15 protein-coding genes and 3 pseudogenes are annotated in these 19,690 nt (G+C 63.9%); 14 read left to right on the forward strand and 4 right to left on the reverse strand.

The window, feature by feature from the left end:
• Positions 1–3: 3 nt before the first annotated feature.
• The 4 genes and pseudogenes from MELE44368_RS13825 to MELE44368_RS13840 all read right to left on the reverse strand — a co-directional run bounded on the left by MELE44368_RS13825 (position 4) and on the right by MELE44368_RS13840 (position 4,051).
• Positions 4–503 (reverse strand): annotated as a pseudogene (locus MELE44368_RS13825) (enoyl-CoA hydratase-related protein).
• Between the two features lie 258 nt (positions 504–761).
• Positions 762–2,378 (reverse strand): AMP-binding protein, encoded by a 1,617-nt coding sequence (locus tag MELE44368_RS13830; RefSeq protein ID WP_128109022.1) that lies wholly within the window; start codon positions 2,376–2,378, stop codon positions 762–764.
• 166 nt (positions 2,379–2,544) lie between these two features.
• Positions 2,545–2,769, reverse strand: coding sequence for a ferredoxin (locus tag MELE44368_RS13835; RefSeq protein ID WP_128109023.1), 225 nt, complete (start codon positions 2,767–2,769; stop codon positions 2,545–2,547).
• A 76-nt stretch (positions 2,770–2,845) separates the two neighbouring features.
• Positions 2,846–4,051: a cytochrome P450 gene (locus MELE44368_RS13840; protein WP_128109024.1), complete on the reverse strand. Its 1,206-nt coding sequence runs from the start codon at positions 4,049–4,051 to the stop codon at positions 2,846–2,848.
• 160 nt (positions 4,052–4,211) lie between these two features.
• Here MELE44368_RS13840 and MELE44368_RS27125 point away from each other — a divergent pair.
• The 14 genes and pseudogenes from MELE44368_RS27125 to ligA all read left to right on the forward strand — a co-directional run.
• A pseudogene (locus MELE44368_RS27125) lies at positions 4,212–4,553 on the forward strand (IS3 family transposase); the annotation flags it as partial.
• A gap of 559 nt (positions 4,554–5,112) precedes the next feature.
• Positions 5,113–5,823, forward strand: coding sequence for an MlaE family ABC transporter permease (locus MELE44368_RS13850; protein WP_128109087.1), 711 nt, complete (start codon positions 5,113–5,115; stop codon positions 5,821–5,823).
• Positions 5,820–6,668: an ABC transporter permease gene (locus MELE44368_RS13855; protein ID WP_128109026.1), complete on the forward strand. Its 849-nt coding sequence runs from the start codon at positions 5,820–5,822 to the stop codon at positions 6,666–6,668. The genes MELE44368_RS13850 and MELE44368_RS13855 overlap by 4 nt, the downstream gene beginning before the upstream one ends.
• A gap of 40 nt (positions 6,669–6,708) precedes the next feature.
• Positions 6,709–8,104 (forward strand): annotated as a pseudogene (locus tag MELE44368_RS13860) (MCE family protein); the annotation flags it as partial.
• A gap of 42 nt (positions 8,105–8,146) precedes the next feature.
• Complete coding sequence (locus MELE44368_RS13865) at positions 8,147–9,175, forward strand: MCE family protein (RefSeq protein ID WP_128109027.1); 1,029 nt, start codon at positions 8,147–8,149, stop codon at positions 9,173–9,175.
• Complete coding sequence (locus MELE44368_RS13870) at positions 9,160–10,485, forward strand: MCE family protein (protein WP_264032342.1); 1,326 nt, start codon at positions 9,160–9,162, stop codon at positions 10,483–10,485. Before MELE44368_RS13865 ends, MELE44368_RS13870 begins: the two co-directional genes overlap by 16 nt.
• Entirely contained in the window at positions 10,482–11,801 is a 1,320-nt protein-coding gene (locus MELE44368_RS13875; protein ID WP_128109028.1) for an MCE family protein, read from the forward strand. Before MELE44368_RS13870 ends, MELE44368_RS13875 begins: the two co-directional genes overlap by 4 nt.
• A complete protein-coding gene (locus MELE44368_RS13880; RefSeq protein ID WP_128109029.1) occupies positions 11,798–12,919 on the forward strand; it encodes an MCE family protein in 1,122 nt (373 codons plus the stop codon). Before MELE44368_RS13875 ends, MELE44368_RS13880 begins: the two co-directional genes overlap by 4 nt.
• Position 12,920: 1 nt before the next feature.
• A complete protein-coding gene (locus MELE44368_RS13885; RefSeq protein ID WP_128109030.1) occupies positions 12,921–14,390 on the forward strand; it encodes an MCE family protein in 1,470 nt (489 codons plus the stop codon).
• Positions 14,391–14,392: 2 nt separating this feature from the next.
• On the forward strand, positions 14,393–14,932 hold the full coding sequence (locus tag MELE44368_RS13890; protein ID WP_128109031.1) for an Rv1363c family protein: 540 nt from the start codon (positions 14,393–14,395) through the stop codon (positions 14,930–14,932).
• Positions 14,933–15,015: 83 nt separating this feature from the next.
• A complete protein-coding gene (locus tag MELE44368_RS13895) occupies positions 15,016–15,498 on the forward strand; it encodes an Rv1363c family protein (protein ID WP_128109090.1) in 483 nt (160 codons plus the stop codon).
• Positions 15,499–15,595: 97 nt separating this feature from the next.
• The gene (locus MELE44368_RS13900; RefSeq protein WP_128109091.1) at positions 15,596–16,051 is read left to right on the forward strand and encodes a CAP domain-containing protein; all 456 of its coding nucleotides are present in this window, start codon (positions 15,596–15,598) and stop codon (positions 16,049–16,051) included.
• Positions 16,052–16,135: 84 nt separating this feature from the next.
• A complete protein-coding gene (locus MELE44368_RS13905) occupies positions 16,136–17,227 on the forward strand; it encodes a ferredoxin--NADP reductase (RefSeq protein WP_128109032.1) in 1,092 nt (363 codons plus the stop codon).
• A gap of 273 nt (positions 17,228–17,500) precedes the next feature.
• Entirely contained in the window at positions 17,501–19,606 is a 2,106-nt protein-coding gene (ligA, locus tag MELE44368_RS13915; RefSeq protein WP_128109033.1) for an NAD-dependent DNA ligase LigA, read from the forward strand.
• Positions 19,607–19,690: the final 84 nt, after the last annotated feature.

Below are 19,690 nucleotides of genomic sequence, written 5' to 3' on the forward strand. Positions count from 1 at the left end.
AAGCTAGTTGCGTTGAGCGGCGGCCAGCCGCCGGGCGAACTCCGTCGAGTGCAGCGACACGGCCTGCGGTCCGAGTTGGACATCGACCGCCAGTGCGTGTTGCTCGGTGTCGATGACGCCGGGGTTGGCCGTCGCCCGCATGGATGCCTTCGTCGCGATCACCACTTCGCGCGGTGCTTGGGCCGGGCCGGCGGCCAATTCCCTTGCCGCAGCGACCGAGTCGTCGGATACGGCGAGTGCCAGTCCGAAGCGCACCGCTGCGTCCGCATCGAAGCGCATACCGAACAGCATTGATGCCCGCGCCGCCTGCGGTCCGACTGCCCTCTGCAACATCCAGGTGGCCCTGCCGCTGGGATGGATTCCAAGTTGCTGAAAGCGCGGGTCGAAAGCGCGGAAGGGCCGGCGATGCGGACGTCGGCTGCCTGCGCGAGGTTCAGCCCGGCGCCCGCCGCCGGCCCGTTGGCCGTGGCAATCGTCGGTAGCCAGCAGTGGGCGACGGCGATGAAGCCGTCGTAAAGGCGCGTGAGTCCGCCTCTGCGCCTTCTACTGCAGCACGAAGCGCCGCTGACATCTCGAAGGTGACGGCATTGCGGCGCTGTGGGTCGTTGACCGTGATGAGAGCGATGTGTTCATCGACGACCGTTAAAACGGTATCAGGCACAGTGCTGACCTAACCCTTTGGTTATCAAGGTATTTCATCCGGAGTGATATCCGCGATTCTCAATCAGATGTCAGCTGCTCAGGCCCCTGCCGAGGTGTGGTCACCGCTCCAACGTGAGGCCCGCGGCTTCGCGATCCCAGGTCTGTGGCGTTAGCCCGCGTTCGCGGAGCTGGAACTTCTGCACTCGACCGGTCGGTGTGTGCGGAAGCTCGGTAACGAACTCGACATAGCGAGGAACCATGAAGTAGGGGGCGCGATCGTTGACGAACCGCAGAAGTTCCTCTGGGGACACCTGGTGTCCGTCCCGGACGATGACGCAGATTTTTACCTCGTCCTCCCGGTCGTGATCGGCCGACTGCACGCCGTGCGCGGCGACTTCGGCGACCGCGGGATGGCGGCCGATGAGTTCTTCGAGCTCCAACGAAGGGATGTTGCGGCCCTTGTAACGCATGTAGTCACCCGCGCGATCGACGAAGAACAGTTCGCCGTTCTCGTTGAAGCGTCCTAGATCGCTGGTGTGGTACCAGCCGTCACGCCAAGCCTTCGCGGTGCCCGCCTCGTTGTGGTAGTAGCCCCGGAACATGATGTTGGGCTGTCGCGGACGGACGCAGATCTCGCCGACCTCACCGACCGCCGCCGCCTGGTCTTTGTCATCGCGCAGTGTGACGTCGATGTCGTCGCGCGGGAAGCCCTCGCCGGCGAGGTCGCCCTGACGGTCGGGGTCTGACACACACACCGGCATGATTTCGCTCTGACCGTAGCCACGCCAGATCCGTTCGAGCCCGAAACGCTTGCGGAACGGCTCGCTGACGTCGGCCGGCAACGGGAGCAGCCCCGCCACCCGGGCCGGATTGTCGGCGTCATCGTCGCGCTCGTCCTGCTGCCACAGGAACATATGCATCGACCCGAGCGTGAGCAATTGCGTTGCACCATAGCGGCGCACCCGATCCCAGAACCGAGAGACCGAGAACTCTTTGTCGATGGCGATCGGCAGTCCGGTGTACATCGCCTGGAAGACGTTCAGCGACCAGCCTCCGGAGTTGAAAAGCGGGACGCAGCAGTAGAAGACGTCGTCGGATCTGACGTCGCGCGCTCTGGTGAATATCCGGGCGGCGGCATACCACGCCCCGAAGGGCTGCATGACTCCCTTGGAACGTCCCGTGGTACCGGAGGTCCACATCACCGACGAGATGGTGGCGGCATCGGCGGAAGTGTTCGGCTCCTTGCCGGAGCCGGCAGCGAGCTCGGACATCAATATCGATCGAGGCCGCAGCACTTCATCGGGAACGGCTTCGACGTCACCGTTGACCACGACCCGTTCGAAACGCCGGGCCAGGCCGTCCTCGGTGGCGCGCCCCAGCAGCGACTCATCGACGAGCAGCACTTTCGCGCCGCCGTCTTCGAAGGTGCGAGACAACCATTCGCCCCGATAGCTGGTGTTGCTGGGCACCCACATCGCACCGAGCTTGTTGACCGCCAGTGCGCTGAAGACGAACTCCAGGCTGTTGTCCATCAGCATTGACACCGGGTCGCCGGGTCCGACGCCGAGTGCGCGCAGCGAGTTCGCATAGCGGTTTACCGTGTCGTTGACCTCGGCGTAGCTGTACCGCCGATCATCGCAGGCCAGAAATGGCGCATCGCCGACTGCATCCGCTTGCAGTGCCAATGCGCGTCCGGCAGCGACATTTTCGGACTTAGAGTCGTCAATCCAGTGCATGCTTATCACCGTCTAATCAAAGAATCGCTCGGTCTTTCGGCAAGGCTGCCGTTTCGACCCGGTCGTTCGGCCGGGGTTTGTCGGGCCCCGGGTGTCGGATAGCCGACACCCGGGGGTAATTCGGCGCTTTTCAGCGAATGGTGCCCAGCGCCGAGCTGGCTTGGGCCTAGTCCGCCCAGTACCGGATGGCGCGTTCCGGACAGTTCAAGGCGGCGGCAATGACCTTGTCCTCGAGCCCCTCGGGCACCGGCGTGTCCTCGGTGTATGACAGGCCGGTCTGCGGATGACTGAGGAAAATCTCCGGTAGTGCCCGATGGCACAGCGCATGGCCCTGGCATACCGACTGATCGACCTCGACGTACAACTTACCCACTTCGGTGGTGGCTTCCATGGCTAACTTCTGTGTCCCTTCCTCGGCGCTGAGTTGGCGTCGCCAACCCGCAGTCTGGCATGTGCTCGTTGACTGCTCACCAAATGAGCTCAAGATTCTTCAGGCTCCGAGAAACGCCCACTTCCCATGGCGTCGGCGAACCGGGACGGATGGAGAACTTCGGAATACGGCGGAACCACTCTTCCAGGGAGGTCTGGATCAACAGGCGGGCGACATTCGACCCGATGCATCGGTGTACACCCATGCCGAATGCTATGTGTCGGTTGGGAAAGCGGTCCAACACGAACTCCTCGGCATTGGGAAACTCCGCCTCGTCGCGGTTGGCCGCCGCCCAAACCAGCGCGACTGGGCACTTCGCCGGTATCTGTTGCCCTGCCACCGTCACTGCCTGGGTTGTGGTGCGCTTTTCGGCTTGAGTCGGCCCGAGGTAGCGGAGCAGCTCTTCCATCGCCAGCGGTATCTTCGCCGGGTCTTCGGCCAGCTGCGTCTGGATCTCGGGCCGTTGCGCGAGGAACCAAAACATCCCGCTCAAAGCCGCGCCAACGGTGGGCGGACCGGCGTTGAACTGCAGCAGCATCGTATTGAGTATTTCGGTCTCGGTTAGTTTGCGACCGTTGATCTCGGCATTAAGCAGGTATGTCGGGATATCGTCGGCGGGGTTCTCGCGGCGGTGGGCGAGCACCTTCTTCGAGTACTCGATGATCAGGCCGGCGATGCGAGCGGACGGCTCGCCGATACCGTGGATGAACGTCTGCACCGAGTTGCGCAGGTTCTGGGGCCAGTCGTCGGGCCCTTCCGGATCGAGCTTGACGCCCTCGAGTGGAGTGCCCATCCACGGAGACCGGTACATCCCAACGATCGGATAGAGGTAGGCGTAGTCATTGACGAACTCACACGAGTCGCCCGTGGCGATGGAGTCGATGATGTCGCGGGCGATGCCTCGCAGCTCCGCTTCCATCTCGTTGGTCTTCTTCGGGGTGAACAACGGAGCGAGGATTTTCCGATACTCCTGCAGTTGCGGTGGGTCGTACTCGATCGGGATGAACCGTTCGGGGTTGCCGGTGGCCGGTATCGTGATCCCGCCGGCGGAACTGAAGGTCTGCCAGTCGCGTGCTGCCGCGTGCACATCCTCGTAGCGGGCAAGCGCATAGAACCCGCCCTCCTGCCTCTCGCTGTACGTGACACCTGCATCCCTCAGTGCCCGATACATCGGGAAGGGATCCTGCAATGCGTCATGGTCAGCGGGGTCGTAATCCAACGGCGAGACAGCTGATGCGGTCATCAGATGCTACTCCTAGTTCTCAGATGGGGCGGGGCCGACAGTGTTGACCCGCCCGAACGGTCTGTCATGCAGCGGACCTGTCAGCCGGTCCATCCGTCTGGACCCGGGGACGAAGTTATCATACTGAGTAGTACGGCGCTAGAGAATCGACTTACTGGGGCGGATCGCATCCAACATGCGGACCATGATGGTGCTCGATGCGATTGAGATCGCCCGCTGGCCAGGTGAAATATGTTGACCGCTTGATATGTCACTCCGACGCCGGGTCCCGATTCATCGCTATTCGCTACGGTGAACGCCTTGCCGAGATTGGCGCGGCGCCCTCTGTTGGATCCGCCGGAGACAGCTTCGACAACGGCCTCGCGGAGCCGATGAACGGATACTGCAAGTGCGGGCTGATCTACGGATCAGCCCGCACCCGCCCTGGAAGACCGTCGAGGATGCCGAATTGGCCATCCCGAGCTGGGCGCACCGGCACAACACGGCTCGGCTCGTCCACTACCAGAGTGGCATCGCCAATATGAAGAAGATCCCAGCCGGGATATGTCGCGGACCGATGCTGATGAGCGCCTGAGTCGCTCGCGCAACAGCAGGCCGATCTCGGCTAGCGGCGAATCGGTTGAGACGTACTACTCGGTATGATAACTTGCCTCACGAATGTGACGCAGCGAACAGCCATCGGAACCGACTACGACAGCTATCAGGAAATTCGGACATCGGTCGGCTACTGGCCGGCTGGGCGACATCGTATGTCGCCCAAGGCATTCGAGTAATCGAATCCATTTACGAAGCAGTTGGAAGAAGGGAACGCGTTAGTGGCCATTTTCGGCAGCCGGGGGGTTCGGTCCTCTGACGCCGTCCTCGCCGAGTCCGCTCCCGGCTCGGCCGGCACCTCGGGCGGAGATGGCGACAACCAATCGGGGCCCGGGTTATCGACGTCGTCTGTCGATACCGCGCCGGCGCCACTCGCCGCGCGGCTGGTCGGAGACCGACAGATCTTGACCAGGTTCGGCGCCACGCGGTCGGCCAAACCGTTTCGGGCCTTGGGCGAATTCTTCGCGATGTCGTTGGACACGCTGGTGCTGATTCCCAGGAAGCCGTTCGCCTGGCGGGAGTTCTTCCTGCAGTCGTGGTTCGTGGCGCGGGTGTCGATGCTGCCCACCGTCATGTTGGCGATCCCGTTCACCGTGCTGTTGATCTTCACGTTCAACATCATGCTGGTGGAGATGGGTGCCGCCGACTTCTCCGGCACCGGCGCCGCCTACGGGACGGTGACCCAGCTTGGCCCGGTGGTAACGGTTCTCGTGGTGGCCGGTGCCGGTGCGACCGCGATGTGCTCGGACTTGGGCGCTCGCACCATCCGAGAGGAACTCGATGCGCTGCGGGTGATGGGTATCAACCCGATCCAGCGGTTGGTGGTACCTCGTGTGCTGGCGGCGACTTTTGTTGCGACACTGCTGTCCTCGGTGGTGATCCTGGTCGGCATCACCGGCAGCTTCTTCTTCTCGGTCTACGTTCAGCACGTCACTCCGGGGGCCTTCGCCGGCGGAATGACTCTGATCACCGGGCCGGGAGATGTCATCGTGTCGTTGATCAAGGCCGGGTTGTTCGGGTTGGCGGCCGGGCTGATCGCCTGCTACAAGGGCATATCCGTCGGTGGCGGCCCTGCCGGTGTCGGCAATGCGGTCAACGAGACCGTCGTGTTCACCTTCATGGCGCTGTTCGCGATCAACATCATCGCGACATACGTCGGGTTGCAGGTGACACTATGACCGTCGCACACGGACCCTTCGCGCGGGTGCGCCGCTGGAGTCAGGGCTGGGCTGACGGGTTGGTCCGGACCGGTGCCCAGGCTCGCTTCTATGCCGAAACCATTCGGTCCATCGGGAACGCATTCGTCCACTACAAGGTGGAGATGATGCGACTGATCGCCCAGATGAGCTTGGGCACAGGGGCGTTGGCGATGATCGGCGGAACGGTGGTGGTGGTCGGGTTCTTGACCGTGACCACCGGCGCGCTGGTAGCGGTACAGGGTTATAGCCAGTTCGCCGACGTCGGCGTGGAAGCCCTGGTCGGTTTCGCATCGGCGTATTTCAATGTCCGCTTGTTGGCGCCGTTGACCGCGGGGATCGCGCTGGCCGCCACGATCGGCGCGGGCGCCACCGCCCAGATGGGTGCGATGAGGATCAACGAGGAGATCGATGCGCTTGAGGTCATCGGGATCCGGTCGATCGCGTACCTGGCGTCCAACCGGGTGGTGGCCGGGGTGATCGTGGTCATCCCGTTGTATTGCGTAGCGGTCATCATGTCGTTTTTGGCCGCCCGCACCGGTACCACCCTGATCTATGGTCAATCCAGTGGCGTCTACGACCACTACTTCAACACCTTCCTGAATCCGCTTGACCTAATTCGATCGTTCGTGCTGGCCATCGCGATGGCGATCGTCATCATGCTGGTGCATACCTATTACGGGTACAACGCATCCGGTGGACCGGCGGGAGTGGGCGAGGCGGTCGGCAGGGCGGTGCGAACCTCGCTGATCAGCACGGCGTTCTTCACCATGTTCATTTCACTGGCCCTCTACGGGCAGTCCGGCAACTTCAATCTCTCAGGGTAACGGCGTGGAACGAAGAAATGGCGATAAGCGCATCCACCTGATGTGGTGGGCGGTAGCGATGTTCGTCGTGATCACGGCGTTCGTGCTGGTCTCGTCGGCGGTGTTCGCCGGGACGTTTCGGTCCTTCGTACCGGTGACGATGACCTCGGATCGTGCCGGTTTGGTGATGGAATCGGGCGCCAAGGTGAAAATGCGTGGCGTCGAGGTCGGACGAGTCGCTCAGATCCGCGGGCACCATCAGGCCGCGCAGCTGATGCTGGAGGTGTTTCCCGATCAGGTCCAACACATCCCGGCCAATGTCCAGGCCGAGATTCGGGCCACCACGGCGTTCGGCGCCAAGTATGTCGACCTGATCTATCCGGATGATCCAAGCCCACAGCGTCTTTCGGCTGGAGCGGTGTTGAAGTCGAGAAATGTCAGCACCGAGGTCAACACGGTGTTCGAGAATGTCCTGGCCGTTCTCGACCGAATCGACCCGTCGAAACTGAACGCGGTGCTCACCGCGGTGGCAGACGGGGTGCGTGGCCAGGGTGAGCGCATGGGTCAGGCCACCACCGACGCCAACCAGGTGCTGCTGGCGTGGAACGACCGAGCCGACACCGTACATCGGAACTGGCGTTCGTTCACCGCGTTCAACGAAGCCTATGCCGCTGCGGCCCAGGACATCCTGCGCATCCTGGACGCCGCCAGCACTACCAGCACCACCCTCAGCGATCATGCCTCGGGGTTGGACGCGATGTTGCTCAGCGTCATCGGGATGACCGACAGCGGTATCGCTTTGTTCGCACCGAACATGGCCAACCTGAAGCATGGTCTCAACGTGCTCGAACCCACGAGCAACCTGTTGATGAAGTACAACCCGGTGTACACGTGCACGCTCACCGGCGCCGTCTTCTTCCTCGAGGACATGGGCGGTTACGCCGCGGTCGGCGGTAACGGTAAGAGTGTGATTGCCGACGCCGGTCTACTTTTCGGCGACGAACCATACAAGTATCCTCAGCATCTGCCCATCACCGGCGCGAAGGGCGGCCCGGGCGGGAAACCGGGTTGCGGATCGCTTCCGGACGCCACTAAGAACTTCCCGGTGCGGGCGCTGGTCACCAACACCGGTTGGGGTACCGGATTGGACTGGCGGCCAAACCCGGGGATCGGCTTTCCCGGCTGGGCGAATTATTTCCCGGTCACCCGCGCAGTGCCCGAGCCGCCGAGTATTCGGAATTACCATGGTGGCCCGGCAATTGGTCCCGTGCCATATCCAGGAGCGCCTCCATACGGTGCCGATCTTTATGCCGATGACGGCACGCCGCTTTGGCCGGGCCTACCGCCGGCACCGCCACCGTCGGACCAACCCCGGCCCGATCCCAACGACCTGCCGCCGGGTGCCGAGCCGTTTGTGCCCGGTTCCGTCCGCGGCGATACCGACTCCGTTACGGCCCCTCCGTCACCGAATCCATGAACGACGATCCGAGAAAGCAACCGTGAGAGACAACCTGACTGGCGCTTTGTGGCGCCTGGGCATCTTCGTGATGGTGTGCGTGTTGGCCGTCTTTGTGACCCTGATGGTGTTCGCGCAGTTGCGATTCCAGAAAGAGGCCGTCTACAGGGCGGAGTTCACCAACGTCAGCATGCTGGAGAGCGGTGACTTCGTGCGGATCGCCGGGGTGGAAGTGGGCAAGGTCAAGAGCGTCACTATCGGCCGCGACGCCGTTGCCACTGTGGAGTTCAGCGCAGACGACAGCGTGCTGCTGACCCAGGGCACCAGGGCGGCCATCCGATATGCCAACCTGATCGGCGACCGCTACTTGGAGTTGTTGGAGGGGGCAGGCAGCGCAGAGCGGCTGGGCCCAGGAGACACCATCCCGGTGGAGCGGACCGCGCCGGCCTTGGATCTGGATTCATTGATCGGTGGCTTCCGACCGCTGTTTCGGGCACTCGATCCCGAACAGGTCAATCTGCTATCCGACCAGCTTATCCGGGCCTTCCAGGACCAAGGCGCCACCATCGGGTCCTTCCTCAACCAGGCGGCAGCGTTCACCAACACACTGGCAGACCGAGATCAGCTGATAGGTCAGGTGATCGCCAACCTCAGCACCGTGCTGGCATCGCTCGGCGACGAAAGCGAGCAACTCGACAAAGCCGTCAGTTCGCTCTCGGAGCTGATGACCGGACTGGAGGCGCGCAAGGGCGTACTGGCCGAGGGGTTGGCCCAAATCAGTACGAATACCGGAGTTCTTGCCCCGTTCCTCCAAGAGGTCCGTGCGCCGCTGCCGAAGGCGGTCCAGCAGACCGACCGCGTCACAACGCTTGTGGTAAGCGACCACGAGTACGTCGACAACCTGCTCGCAACGCTGCCGGACGCCTACCGGGCGCTCGGCCGGCCCGGTCTCTATGGCGATTTCTTCAGCTACTACATCTGCGACTTGGTGCTCAAACTCAACGGTAAGGGCGGTAACCCGGTGTATGTGAAGATCGTCGGCCAATCGTCAGGGCGGTGCACACCGAAGTGAAATCATTCTCCGAACGCAACGTCGTCGTCATCGGCCTAATCGGCATCGCAGTGATGGCGGTTACCGTAGTGCTTGCCGTGCAGTTCAAGAAGCTGCCGTTTGTGACGTCCTACCACGAACATTCGGCCTATTTCGCCGACGCCAGTGGTCTGCCGTCCGGTGCCGAGGTGCTGGTGTCCGGGTTCGAGGTGGGGGAGGTGACCGGCATCAGACTCGACGGAACGCAAGTCCTGGTCACCTTCGGAGTTGACAAGAATATTCACCTGGGCGAACTGACCGAAGCGGCCATCAAGACCAAGAGCCTATTGGGCGCAAAGGTTTTGGAGGTCACCCCACGCGGGGAGGCCGAACTATCGCAGCCGATTCCGGCCGAGCGCACCGTTCCTGCTTACCAGTTACCTGATGCGCTCGGTGATTTGGCGGACACCATCAGCGGTCTGAACACCGACCGGCTCAACGAGTCGTTGACCACGCTGGCCGAAACCTTCAAGGACACCCCGGCGGATCTACGGCTGGCCGTCGAGGGCGTGGCGCGCTTCTCGCGAACTATCAACGAGCGCGACGACGAACTGCGTGCCCTGCTGGCCAATGCGAACAAGGCCACCACGGTCCTAGCGAAACGCGGCGACCAGATCACCGGACTGGTTCACCACACCAACGCGCTGTTGACGGCCCTGAGAACACAGAAGGTCGCGCTAGACCAACTGGGCCGCAACGTGTCGGCGGTATCGCAGCAACTGTCGGGCCTGATCGCCGAAAACCGCGCCGAACTGCGTCCCGCCCTCGAGAAGCTCAACGGCGTCCTCGCGATCGTCGAGAACCGTAAGGCAGAGCTGCAGGAGTCGATCAAACTGGCTAACGCCTATGGCATGTCACAGGGCGAAGCGGTGTCTTCGGGTCCTTTCTACAAGGCCTATCTGGCAAACCTGCTGCCGGGGCAGTTCCTTCAACCGTTCATCGAGGCCGCGTTCTCGGATCTGGGGCTCGACCCCGCGGTGCTGTTGCCGACCGAGCTGACCGATCCGCAGGTCGGCCAGCCCGCGACGCCACCGTTGCCGGTGCCGTATCCCCGCACTGGGCAGGGTGGGGAACCGAAGCTGACGCTGCCCGATGCCATCACTGGGAAGCCGGGCGATCCGCGCTATCCGTACCGCGAACCGCTGCCTGCCCCAGCGCCGGGCAGCCCACCGCCTGGGCCCCCCGCGCCGACCAGCGTGGCGCCGACGACCACCCACCCACCGGTGTATGTGGAGGCACCGAATGAGGCGAGGCCGGATTCCGAACCGGTGACGCGGGAGGATGGACAGTGACCGCTGCAAAACTCCGCATAGCGTGCGGCGTGGCTTTGGTGGCGACCTTGATCGCCGGAATGGTTGTGGTGGTCGTGCCGGCGTTGCAGGCGACCAACCGCATACATCTGACCGCCTACTTCGACAACAGCAACGGCATTTTCCCTGGCGACGACGTGATGATCCTCGGGGTAGCGGTGGGCAAGATCACGGCCGTCGAACCGCAACCCGAGCGGGCCAAGATCACCTTCTGGGTGGGCGATCAGCATCCCCTGCCCGCCGATGTGAAGGCGGTGATCCTGTCGCCGAAGTTGATCACCTCCCGGGCCATCCAACTCACCCCCGTGTACAGCGGCGGACCGAGGATGGGTGATGGCGAGGTGATACCGCAGGACCGCACCGCAGTGCCGGTGGAATGGGACGACTTTCGGGTTCAGCTGGAGAAGCTCAGCGACAGCCTCCAGCCGGTCGGGCCGGGCGAAGCCAGCCCGCTGGGAGCGTTCATCAATACCACGGCGGCGAACCTGCGTGGTCAGGGTCCGGCCATCCGAGAGTCGATAATTGAGTTGTCCCAGATGGTTTCGGCACTAGGAGATCACAGTGGCGATCTGTTCTCCAGCGTTCGGAACCTCTCCATACTGGTCACTGCGCTGCATGACAGTGCCGACATTCTGCGCCAGCTCAACCACAATCTGGCATCGGTGAGTGGTGTGCTAAGCAACGACGGCAGCGAACTCGGCGCAGCTTTCCGAGATCTCGATGTCGTGACCGCGGACCTGGGATCGTTCGTCGGCGAGAATCAGGACACACTCGGAACCACCGGGGACAAGCTGGCCAGCGTCACGCAGACGCTGTTCGAGAGCCTCGACGACATCAAACAGACACTGCACACCGCGCCGCACATCGTCGCGAACTTCAACAATATCTACGAACCCGCGCACGGGTCGCTTTCCGGTGCCCTGGCGGTTAACAACTTCGCCAACCCGATTCAGTTTTTGTGCGGGGCTATTCAGGCCGCCTCGCGATTAGGGGCTGAACAGGCCGCCAAGCTCTGCGTGCAGTATCTGGCGCCGATCGTGAAGAACCGCCAGTTCAACTTCCCGCCGATCGGCCTGAACCCATTCGTCAATGCGGCTGCGCGACCCAACGAGCTCACCTACAGCGAAGACTGGCTGCGGCCCGACTATATTCCGCCGCCGACATCAGAGCCCGCAGCCGTGCCCGCTGAGCCACCGCCTGCGCCACCGGGACCGGCGCTGGCCGCAGAGCGTCCCGCGAGCACGGACCCGGCAGACGGCCTCCCCGGGATGATGGTGCCGACCGGAGCCGGGTCATGATCGCGACTCGTCTGGCGGTCACCCTGGTCGGCCTGGTGCTGGTGTCGGGTTGCACTTGGCAGGGGGTGAACTCGCTGCCCCTGCCCGGCACCGAGGGCAAGGGCCCCGGTTCCTACGAGGTGCAGGCTCAACTGCCGAACGTGCAGAACATAGAACGGAACTCGCGAGTGCGGGTCGGCGATGTGACGGTGGGCAATGTCACCAAGGTGGAGCGGCAGGGCTGGCACGCGCTGCTCACCATGACCCTCAATGGCGATGTTGAGCTGCCGGCCAACGTGACCGCCACGATCGGTCAGACCAGCCTATTGGGCACGCTGCACGTCGAACTGGCCCCGCCGGTGGGCGTCGCACCGGAAGGCAAGTTGCACGACGGATCGGTGATTCCGCTATCCGCCGGACGCGGTTATCCGTCTACCGAGCAGACGCTTTCGGCGATATCGATGTTGCTCAACGGCGGCGGGGTGGGCCAGATCCAGGACATCACCAAGGCGTTCTCCACCGCATTCAGCGGCCGCGAGGAGGACCTGCGCAGTTTCATCGAACAGATTGACCGGTTTGCCACAGATCTCAATGGCCAAAAACAGGACATCATCGCCGCTGCCGACAGCTTCGATGCCCTGTTGGAAAAGTTTGCAGCACAAAAACCCGTTCTGGACAGGGCGCTACGGACGATTCCGGACGCGCTGGCGGTGATCAACGAGGAACGCGATCAGCTGGTTCAGGCGACTGTGCAGGCCGGCGAGTTCAGCAAGTTGGGCGGCGATCTGGCCAACCAGAGCAAGGATGCGGTCGTCCAAGAGCTGAAGAACTTTGGTCCGGTGCTGGAATCGTTGGCCAATGCGGGCCCGGACATGACCCGCGCGCTTTCCTTGCTGCTGACCTTCCCCTGGCCGAAGGAAACGATTCACAACTGGTTCCGCGGCGACTACGCCAACATGACCGGTGTATTCGACCTGACCCTCAGCCGCCTGGACTCCGGTTTCCTGACCGGTACCCGGTGGGAAGGTCAACTCACCGAGCTCGAGATGCAGTGGGGGCGAACCGTCGGACAGGTGCCCAGCCCATCGACCGCCGGCAACCCGCTGGTGGCTCCCTACCGTACCGATCAAGGGCCCTAAGATGCTGCACAAGCGAATCAAGACTCAGCTCGCAATTTTCGCCGCGGTCGCGCTTGTCGGCGGGGCGGTGATGATATTCGGCTACCTCAAGGCCCCGGCACTGCTCGGTGTCGGCCGTTACACCGTGACGGTGCAGTTGCCGGCGGCGGCGGGACTGTACGAGAACGGCAACGTGAGCTACCGAGGCACGACCGTCGGACGCGTCGTAGACGTGCGTCTCACCCCCGCCGGTGTCGATGCGGTGCTCTCGCTGGAATCGGGCGTCGAGATCCCGTCGGATCTCGACGCCGAGGTGCACAGCGCGTCGGCGATGGGTGAGCAGTACGTCGCGTTGCTGCCGCGCAACGGGAACCCGCCGGCGCTGAAGGACGGCGACGTCATCGCGATGGACCGCACCTCGGTGCCGCCGGACATCAACCGCCTGCTGGACGTGACCAACCGAGGCCTGGCTGCGATTCCGCGTGACAACCTCAAGACCGCCCTCGACGAGGCGTATATCGCGGTGGGTGGCCTGGGCCCGGAGATCCGTAGGTTTGTCCAGGGTTCGACCCAGTTGGCCATTGACGCCCGGGCGAATCTCGATCCTCTGATCGCGCTGATCGATCAGACCCAGCCGGTGCTCGATTCTCAAGCCGAGACCTCCGACGCGATCCGCGCCTGGGCCGCCAACATCGCCGAGGTGACCGAGGACCTGCGGACCCACGACGCATCGATCGCCAGCTTCTATGAGCGAGCCCCGGAGGTCGATACCATACGAAACCTGTTGGACCGGTTCAAACCAACCGTGCCAATCATCGCGGCCAACATGGTGAGCCTGGGCGACGTGGCGCTCACCTATCAGGATTCGATAGAGCAGCTTCTCGTGCTGCTGCCCCAAGGCATCGGTCTGCTGCAGGGCATGATGACGCCCTCCTTCAACGTCGATCAGCCGTACAAGGGCATCACCATGGACTTCAACCTCAACCTGAACCTGCCGCCGGCCTGCACCACCGGATTCTTGCCGGCGTCGCAGCGGCGAAGCCACGCCGCGGTAGACGTCCCGAACCGGCCGGAAGGCGACCTGTATTGCCGGGTCCCCCAGGACGCGATGTTCAACGTGCGCGGGGCGCGTAACTATCCCTGCGTCACCCGGCCCGGTAAGCGCGCGCCGACGGTGAAGATGTGCGAAAGCGACGAGGAATACGTGCCACTCAACGAGGGATACAACTGGAAGGGCGACCCCAACGCCACCACGACCGGTCAGGACATTCCCCAACTGCCCCCGGGATCCTCCGATGTCGACGCCGGATCGCCGCCTGATGCGTCGGTGGATGAAGCCTCGCCCCCGGTACCCATCGCCGCGGCACAGTACGACCCCCAGACGGGCACCTACATAGGTCCGGACGGTCAGGTCTACCGCCAAGCCAACCTAGGCCAATCTCATCAGGGGCAGACATGGCAGAACATGCTGATTCCCCCTACGGAGAACTGAGCATGCCGACCGACGCTGGTGGGCGCGGCGACCGCGGTGAAAGCGTTACCGGACAGCGCCGTTCGGACGTGCGAGCAGCGCTTTTTATCGGGCTGGCCGCGCTCGTCCTGCTGTCCGGGTTGGCCGGGTGGCTGGGGTACCACGCCCACGAATCACGACAGGCGCAAGCTGAACGAAGTCTGTTCCTGGATGCTGGACGTCAAACGGCGTTGCACCTCACCAGCATCGACCATGCCCAGGTCGAGTCCGATGTACAACGCATCCTCGACTCGGCGGCCGGTGCCTTCTACGACGACTTCCAGGGCCGCTCGGCGGCTTTCATCGAAGTGGTGAAGAAGGCGCAGTCGAAATCACGGGGCCGCATCACCGAGTCCGCCCTGGAATCGACGGTCGGCGACCAAGCCCAGGTGCTGGTAGCGGTGACGGTGAACACCACCGTGCCCGATACCGAACGGCAGGAACCGCGATTGTGGCGGATGCGGCTGACGGTTCAAAAGACCGGCGAAACCGCCAAGGTGTCCGACGTGGAGTTCGTATCGTGACCTCGACCCTGACCGAAGAAGCAGGCTCGGAATGTGTCGACGACCCGGCCGACAACGACCGGATAACCCGACGCAGGCGCGGCATTCAGTGGAGTCGGGTAGTCGCGTACGGAGTGGTCCCGGGTCTGGTGATGGTATCGGCGCTCGGGGCCGGTTACGCGAAGTGGCTGAATGCCTCGGCCTCCTTCAGCCCATCGGCCCGCGTCGAATCGGTGCAGGCCGCCACCGACGGGACGAACGCGATCTTGTCCTATCGCTTCGACACCGTCGAACAGGATCTGGCCGCCGCCACCGACCGGTTGACCGGCGACTTCAAGGACTCCTACACCTCGCTGATCAACGAGGTGGTGATCCCTGGAGCCGAGGAACAGAAAATCTCGGCAACCACCCGCATAGCTGCGGCGGCTCCGGTCTCGGTATCCGCGAACCATGCCGTGGTCTTGGTCTTCGTCAACCAAACCACCACCATCGGTACCGATCCCCCCACCGACACCCCCTCGTCTGTACGGGTGAGCCTCGACAACATCGACGGACGCTGGCTCATCTCCGGATTCGAACCGGTCTGAGGTGACGAAAATGACCCGTCGAACTTCATCCCACCGCAGCATCGACCCCGAGCGAGGCGTCGTGAGTCCAAATCGGAACCGGATATCCGCGGTTGTTGTGGCTTGCCTAGTGGGCGTTGGCGCCATCGTCGCGGCGCCGGAAGCCCGGGGCGACAACAAGCGACTCAACCGAGCCGTCATTCAAAACGTTTACACCATTCAGCAACAGGCGGGTTGCACCACCAAGATCATGGACCATCCCCAGTTGCGGCTGGCCGCCCAATGGCACGCCAACGATGTACTGCGCAACCGTAACGTCAACCACGACATCGGCTCTGACGGTTCTACTCCGCAGGACCGGGCCAACGCCGCCGGGTTTCGGGGACGTGTCGCGCAGACAGTGGCCATCAACCCTGCGCTGGCGATCAACAACATGGACGTCTTGCGGCAGTGGTACTTCAACCCCGCCACCCTCTCGATCATTCAAGACTGCGCCCACACCGCCATCGGGGTGTGGTCGGAGAACAGCTGGGACCGTTCGGTCCTAGTGGCTGTCTACGGTCAGCCAGAGTGACGTCGCCGGTTCGGGTCGGCGGGCAACTGCCGACCAGCGTGCGACCGTACGTCAAGGAACGTTGCGTTGATGACAGGGAAGCGAATGGCTGACCAAGTGGCGGAGGCGAATTCAGCCCAGCATCAGGCGGACGGGCGGCACCGCTCCCGAGACCTTCGGGTGGTCAAGGTGATCGTGGAGACCGACGATGCATCGTCGTTCGTTCTGGAACCTCCCGCCGGCGACGACGCGTTCACGCAGTACCGCCCGGGCCAGTACCTCACGGTCAAGGTTCCCAGCGAACAGACCGGCTCGGTCGCGCGGTGCTACTCGTTGTCTTCGGCCCCGCACGACCCCGCTGAACTTATGGTCACGGTTAAACGAACCGAATCAGGGTATGCATCGAACTGGTTGTGCGACAACGTTGTTTCCGGCACCATGCTGACTGTGCTGCCGCCCAGCGGCCGGTTCGTACCAGACTCGCTCGACAGCGATCTGCTGTTGTTCGCCGGCGGCAGTGGCATCACACCTCTCTACTCCATCGTCCGCTCGGTGCTGGCCAAGGGGGCCGGTGCCATCACGCTCTTCTACGCCAACCGCCACGAACGGTCGGTGATCTTCGCCCGTCAGATCGATGAGCTGATGCGACGTCACCCCGACCGGTTGGAGGTGATCCACTGGCTGGAGTCGGTGCAAGGCCTTCCCGACGCCGGGGCTATCCGTGAACTGGCGGGGCGCCGCGGCGGACACCAGGCTTTTGTGTGTGGACCAACGCCTTTCATGGATGGCGTCACCGAAGCGCTGCAGGCCGCGGGGATGGCACACCGACAGATCCACCGCGAAGTATTCGCCTCGTTGAGCGGGAATCCGTTCGAGGAGTCGGGCCGCCCGGCGGTCGCAACAGGGATCGTCGATAAGCAGTGCGGGGTACCAACCGAAGTGGAGCTTGACGGGGAAACGCACAAGGTGCTGTGGCCGCGGGACCGAACCTTGGTCGACGTTCTGCGTGCCAAGGGCGTGGACGTGCCCTTCTTGTGCCTCGAGGGTAAGTGCGGCTCATGCCAAGCCGTGCTCGAGGAGGGAAACGTGTCCATGCGTCGCAACGAGATCTTCGATGACCAGGACGTCGCTGAGGGCTACGTGCTCACCTGTCAGGCGGTACCCGAAGGTGACGGACCGATCCGCGTCGTGTTCTAGTAGGCCGCTGAATTAGTGGCTTTGGCGGCTCGGGGAAGCCCATCGCGATCTCGCGCACCTGCGCCAACCCGAGGTCGTCGTCGCGGAACGTGATCGGGTGCGGCATGCAGGGTAGCCGCCCCGGGCGTGAGCTGGCATCGCGCGACACCGACGCAATGGTCGATTCGGCGGGGGCAAATCAGCCAAAGCGTCGGTCTGGAAGGCGCTGGAAGGCGGCGGTCGAACCCGCGGAGCCGCGCGGGCGATGTCGGCCGTCTGCATTAGCCTGCGAGGGTGAGCACGAAGGCGAACCCGGATCCCGAGACGACGCTGGCCGAGCAGGTCGAGGACGCCGACGCCGATGTGCGGCGCCGCTGGCAGGAACTCGCCGAGGAGGTGCGTGAGCACCAGTTCCGCTATTACATCCGCGACGCGCCGATCATCTCCGACGCCGAGTTCGACGAGCTGTTCCGGGAGCTGGAGGCGCTGGAGGAGGAGCATCCGGAGCTGCGCACCCCCGACTCGCCGACGCAGCTGGTCGGCGGCGCAGGTTTCGCCACCGACTTCACCCCCGTCGAGCACCTGGAGCGGATGCTCAGCCTGGACAACGTCTTCACCCCGGAGGAACTGGCCGCCTGGTTCGCGCGGATCAAGGGTGAGATCGGCGAGGACGCGCACTTTATGTGCGAGCTCAAGATCGACGGGGTGGCGTTGTCGCTGGTGTACCGCGACGGCCGGCTGGTTCGCGCGGTTACCCGCGGCGACGGCCGCACCGGCGAGGACGTCACCCTCAACGCCCGGACCATCGGCGACGTTCCCGAAAAGCTCACGAGCGCCAAGGAATTCCCGCTGCCGAGCGTGCTGGAGGTGCGCGGCGAGGTGTTCTTCCGGATCGCCGACTTCGAAGAGCTCAACGCGGGCCTGGTCGCCGTGGGGAAGCCGCCGTTCGCCAACCCCAGAAACAGCGCCGCCGGGTCGCTTCGGCAGAAGAACCCGGCCGTGACGGCGCGTCGCAAGCTGCGGATGATCTGCCACGGCATCGGTCACGTCGAGGGTTTTCGCCCGACGTCGCTGTCCGAGGCCTACCGCGCGCTGGGCGCTTGGGGGTTGCCGGCTCCCGAGCGCGCCTCGCGGGTGCAGGGTATGGACGCCGTCACCGAGGTCATCGCGTACTGGGGCGAACACCGCCACGAAATCGATCACGAGATCGACGGTGTGGTGGTCAAAGTCGACGAAGTGGCGCTGCAGCGCCGGCTCGGTTCGACCTCGCGGGCGCCGCGGTGGGCGGTCGCCTACAAGTATCCGCCCGAGGAGGCGCAGACCAAGCTGCTCGACATCAAGGTCAACGTGGGCCGGACCGGCCGGGTGACGCCGTACGCCTGGATGGAACCGGTCAAGATCGCCGGCTCGACGGTCAGTCAGGCCACGCTGCACAACGCCTCGGAGGTCAAACGCAAGGGGGTGTTGATCGGCGACACCGTGGTGATCCGCAAAGCCGGCGACGTGATCCCGGAGGTGCTGGGCCCGGTCGTCGATCTGCGCGACGGCTCCGAGCGCGAATTCGTCATGCCCACAACGTGTCCGGAGTGTGGCACCAAGCTCGCCCCGGCCAAGGAGGGTGACGCCGACATCCGCTGTCCCAACACCCGGTCCTGTCCGGCGCAACTGCGCGAGCGGGTGTTTCACCTCGCCAGCCGCGGCGCGCTGGACATCGAGGGGCTGGGCTATGAAGCGGCCGTCGCGCTGCTGCAGAGCGGTGTGATCACCGACGAAGGCGACCTGTTCAGCCTCGGCAGCGAAGACCTGTTGCGCACCGAGCTTTTCCGGACCAAGGACGGCAAATTGTCGGCCAACGGCAAGCGGTTGCTGGTGAACCTGCACGAGGCCAAGTCCCGTCCGCTGTGGCGGGTTCTGGTCGCGCTGTCCATTCGGCATGTGGGCCCGACGGCGGCACGCGCGCTGGCCACCGAGTTCGGCAGCCTGGAGGCGATCATGGAGGCCTCGGAGGAACGGCTGGCCGCGGTCGAGGGCGTCGGCCCGACGATCGCCGCGGCGATCACCGAATGGTTCAAGGTCGACTGGCACCGCGCGATCGTGGACAAGTGGCGGGCCGCGGGGGTGCGGATGGCCGACGAACGCGACGAGAGCATCGAGCGGAACCTCGAGGGGTTGTCGATCGTCGTCACCGGGTCGCTGAGCGGGTTCTCGCGCGACGAGGCCAAAGAAGCCATCGTCGCGCGCGGCGGCAAAGCGGCCGGGTCGGTGTCGAAGAAGACCGCCTACGTGGTGGTCGGCGATTCACCGGGCTCCAAGTACGACAAGGCCGTCGAACTCGGCGTGCCGATCCTCGACGAGGACGGTTTCCGGCGGCTGCTGGACGGCGGCCCCGACGCCGTCTGACCCGTTTTTCTGTGCCGAAAGGGACAAACGGGCGGGAAAGTGCGAGACGAATTCGCCATTTCATTTCTCGGCGCGGGGGGCGGG

The organism is Mycolicibacterium elephantis DSM 44368 (assembly GCF_004014805.1).
Taxonomy (GTDB): domain Bacteria; phylum Actinomycetota; class Actinomycetes; order Mycobacteriales; family Mycobacteriaceae; genus Mycobacterium; species Mycobacterium elephantis.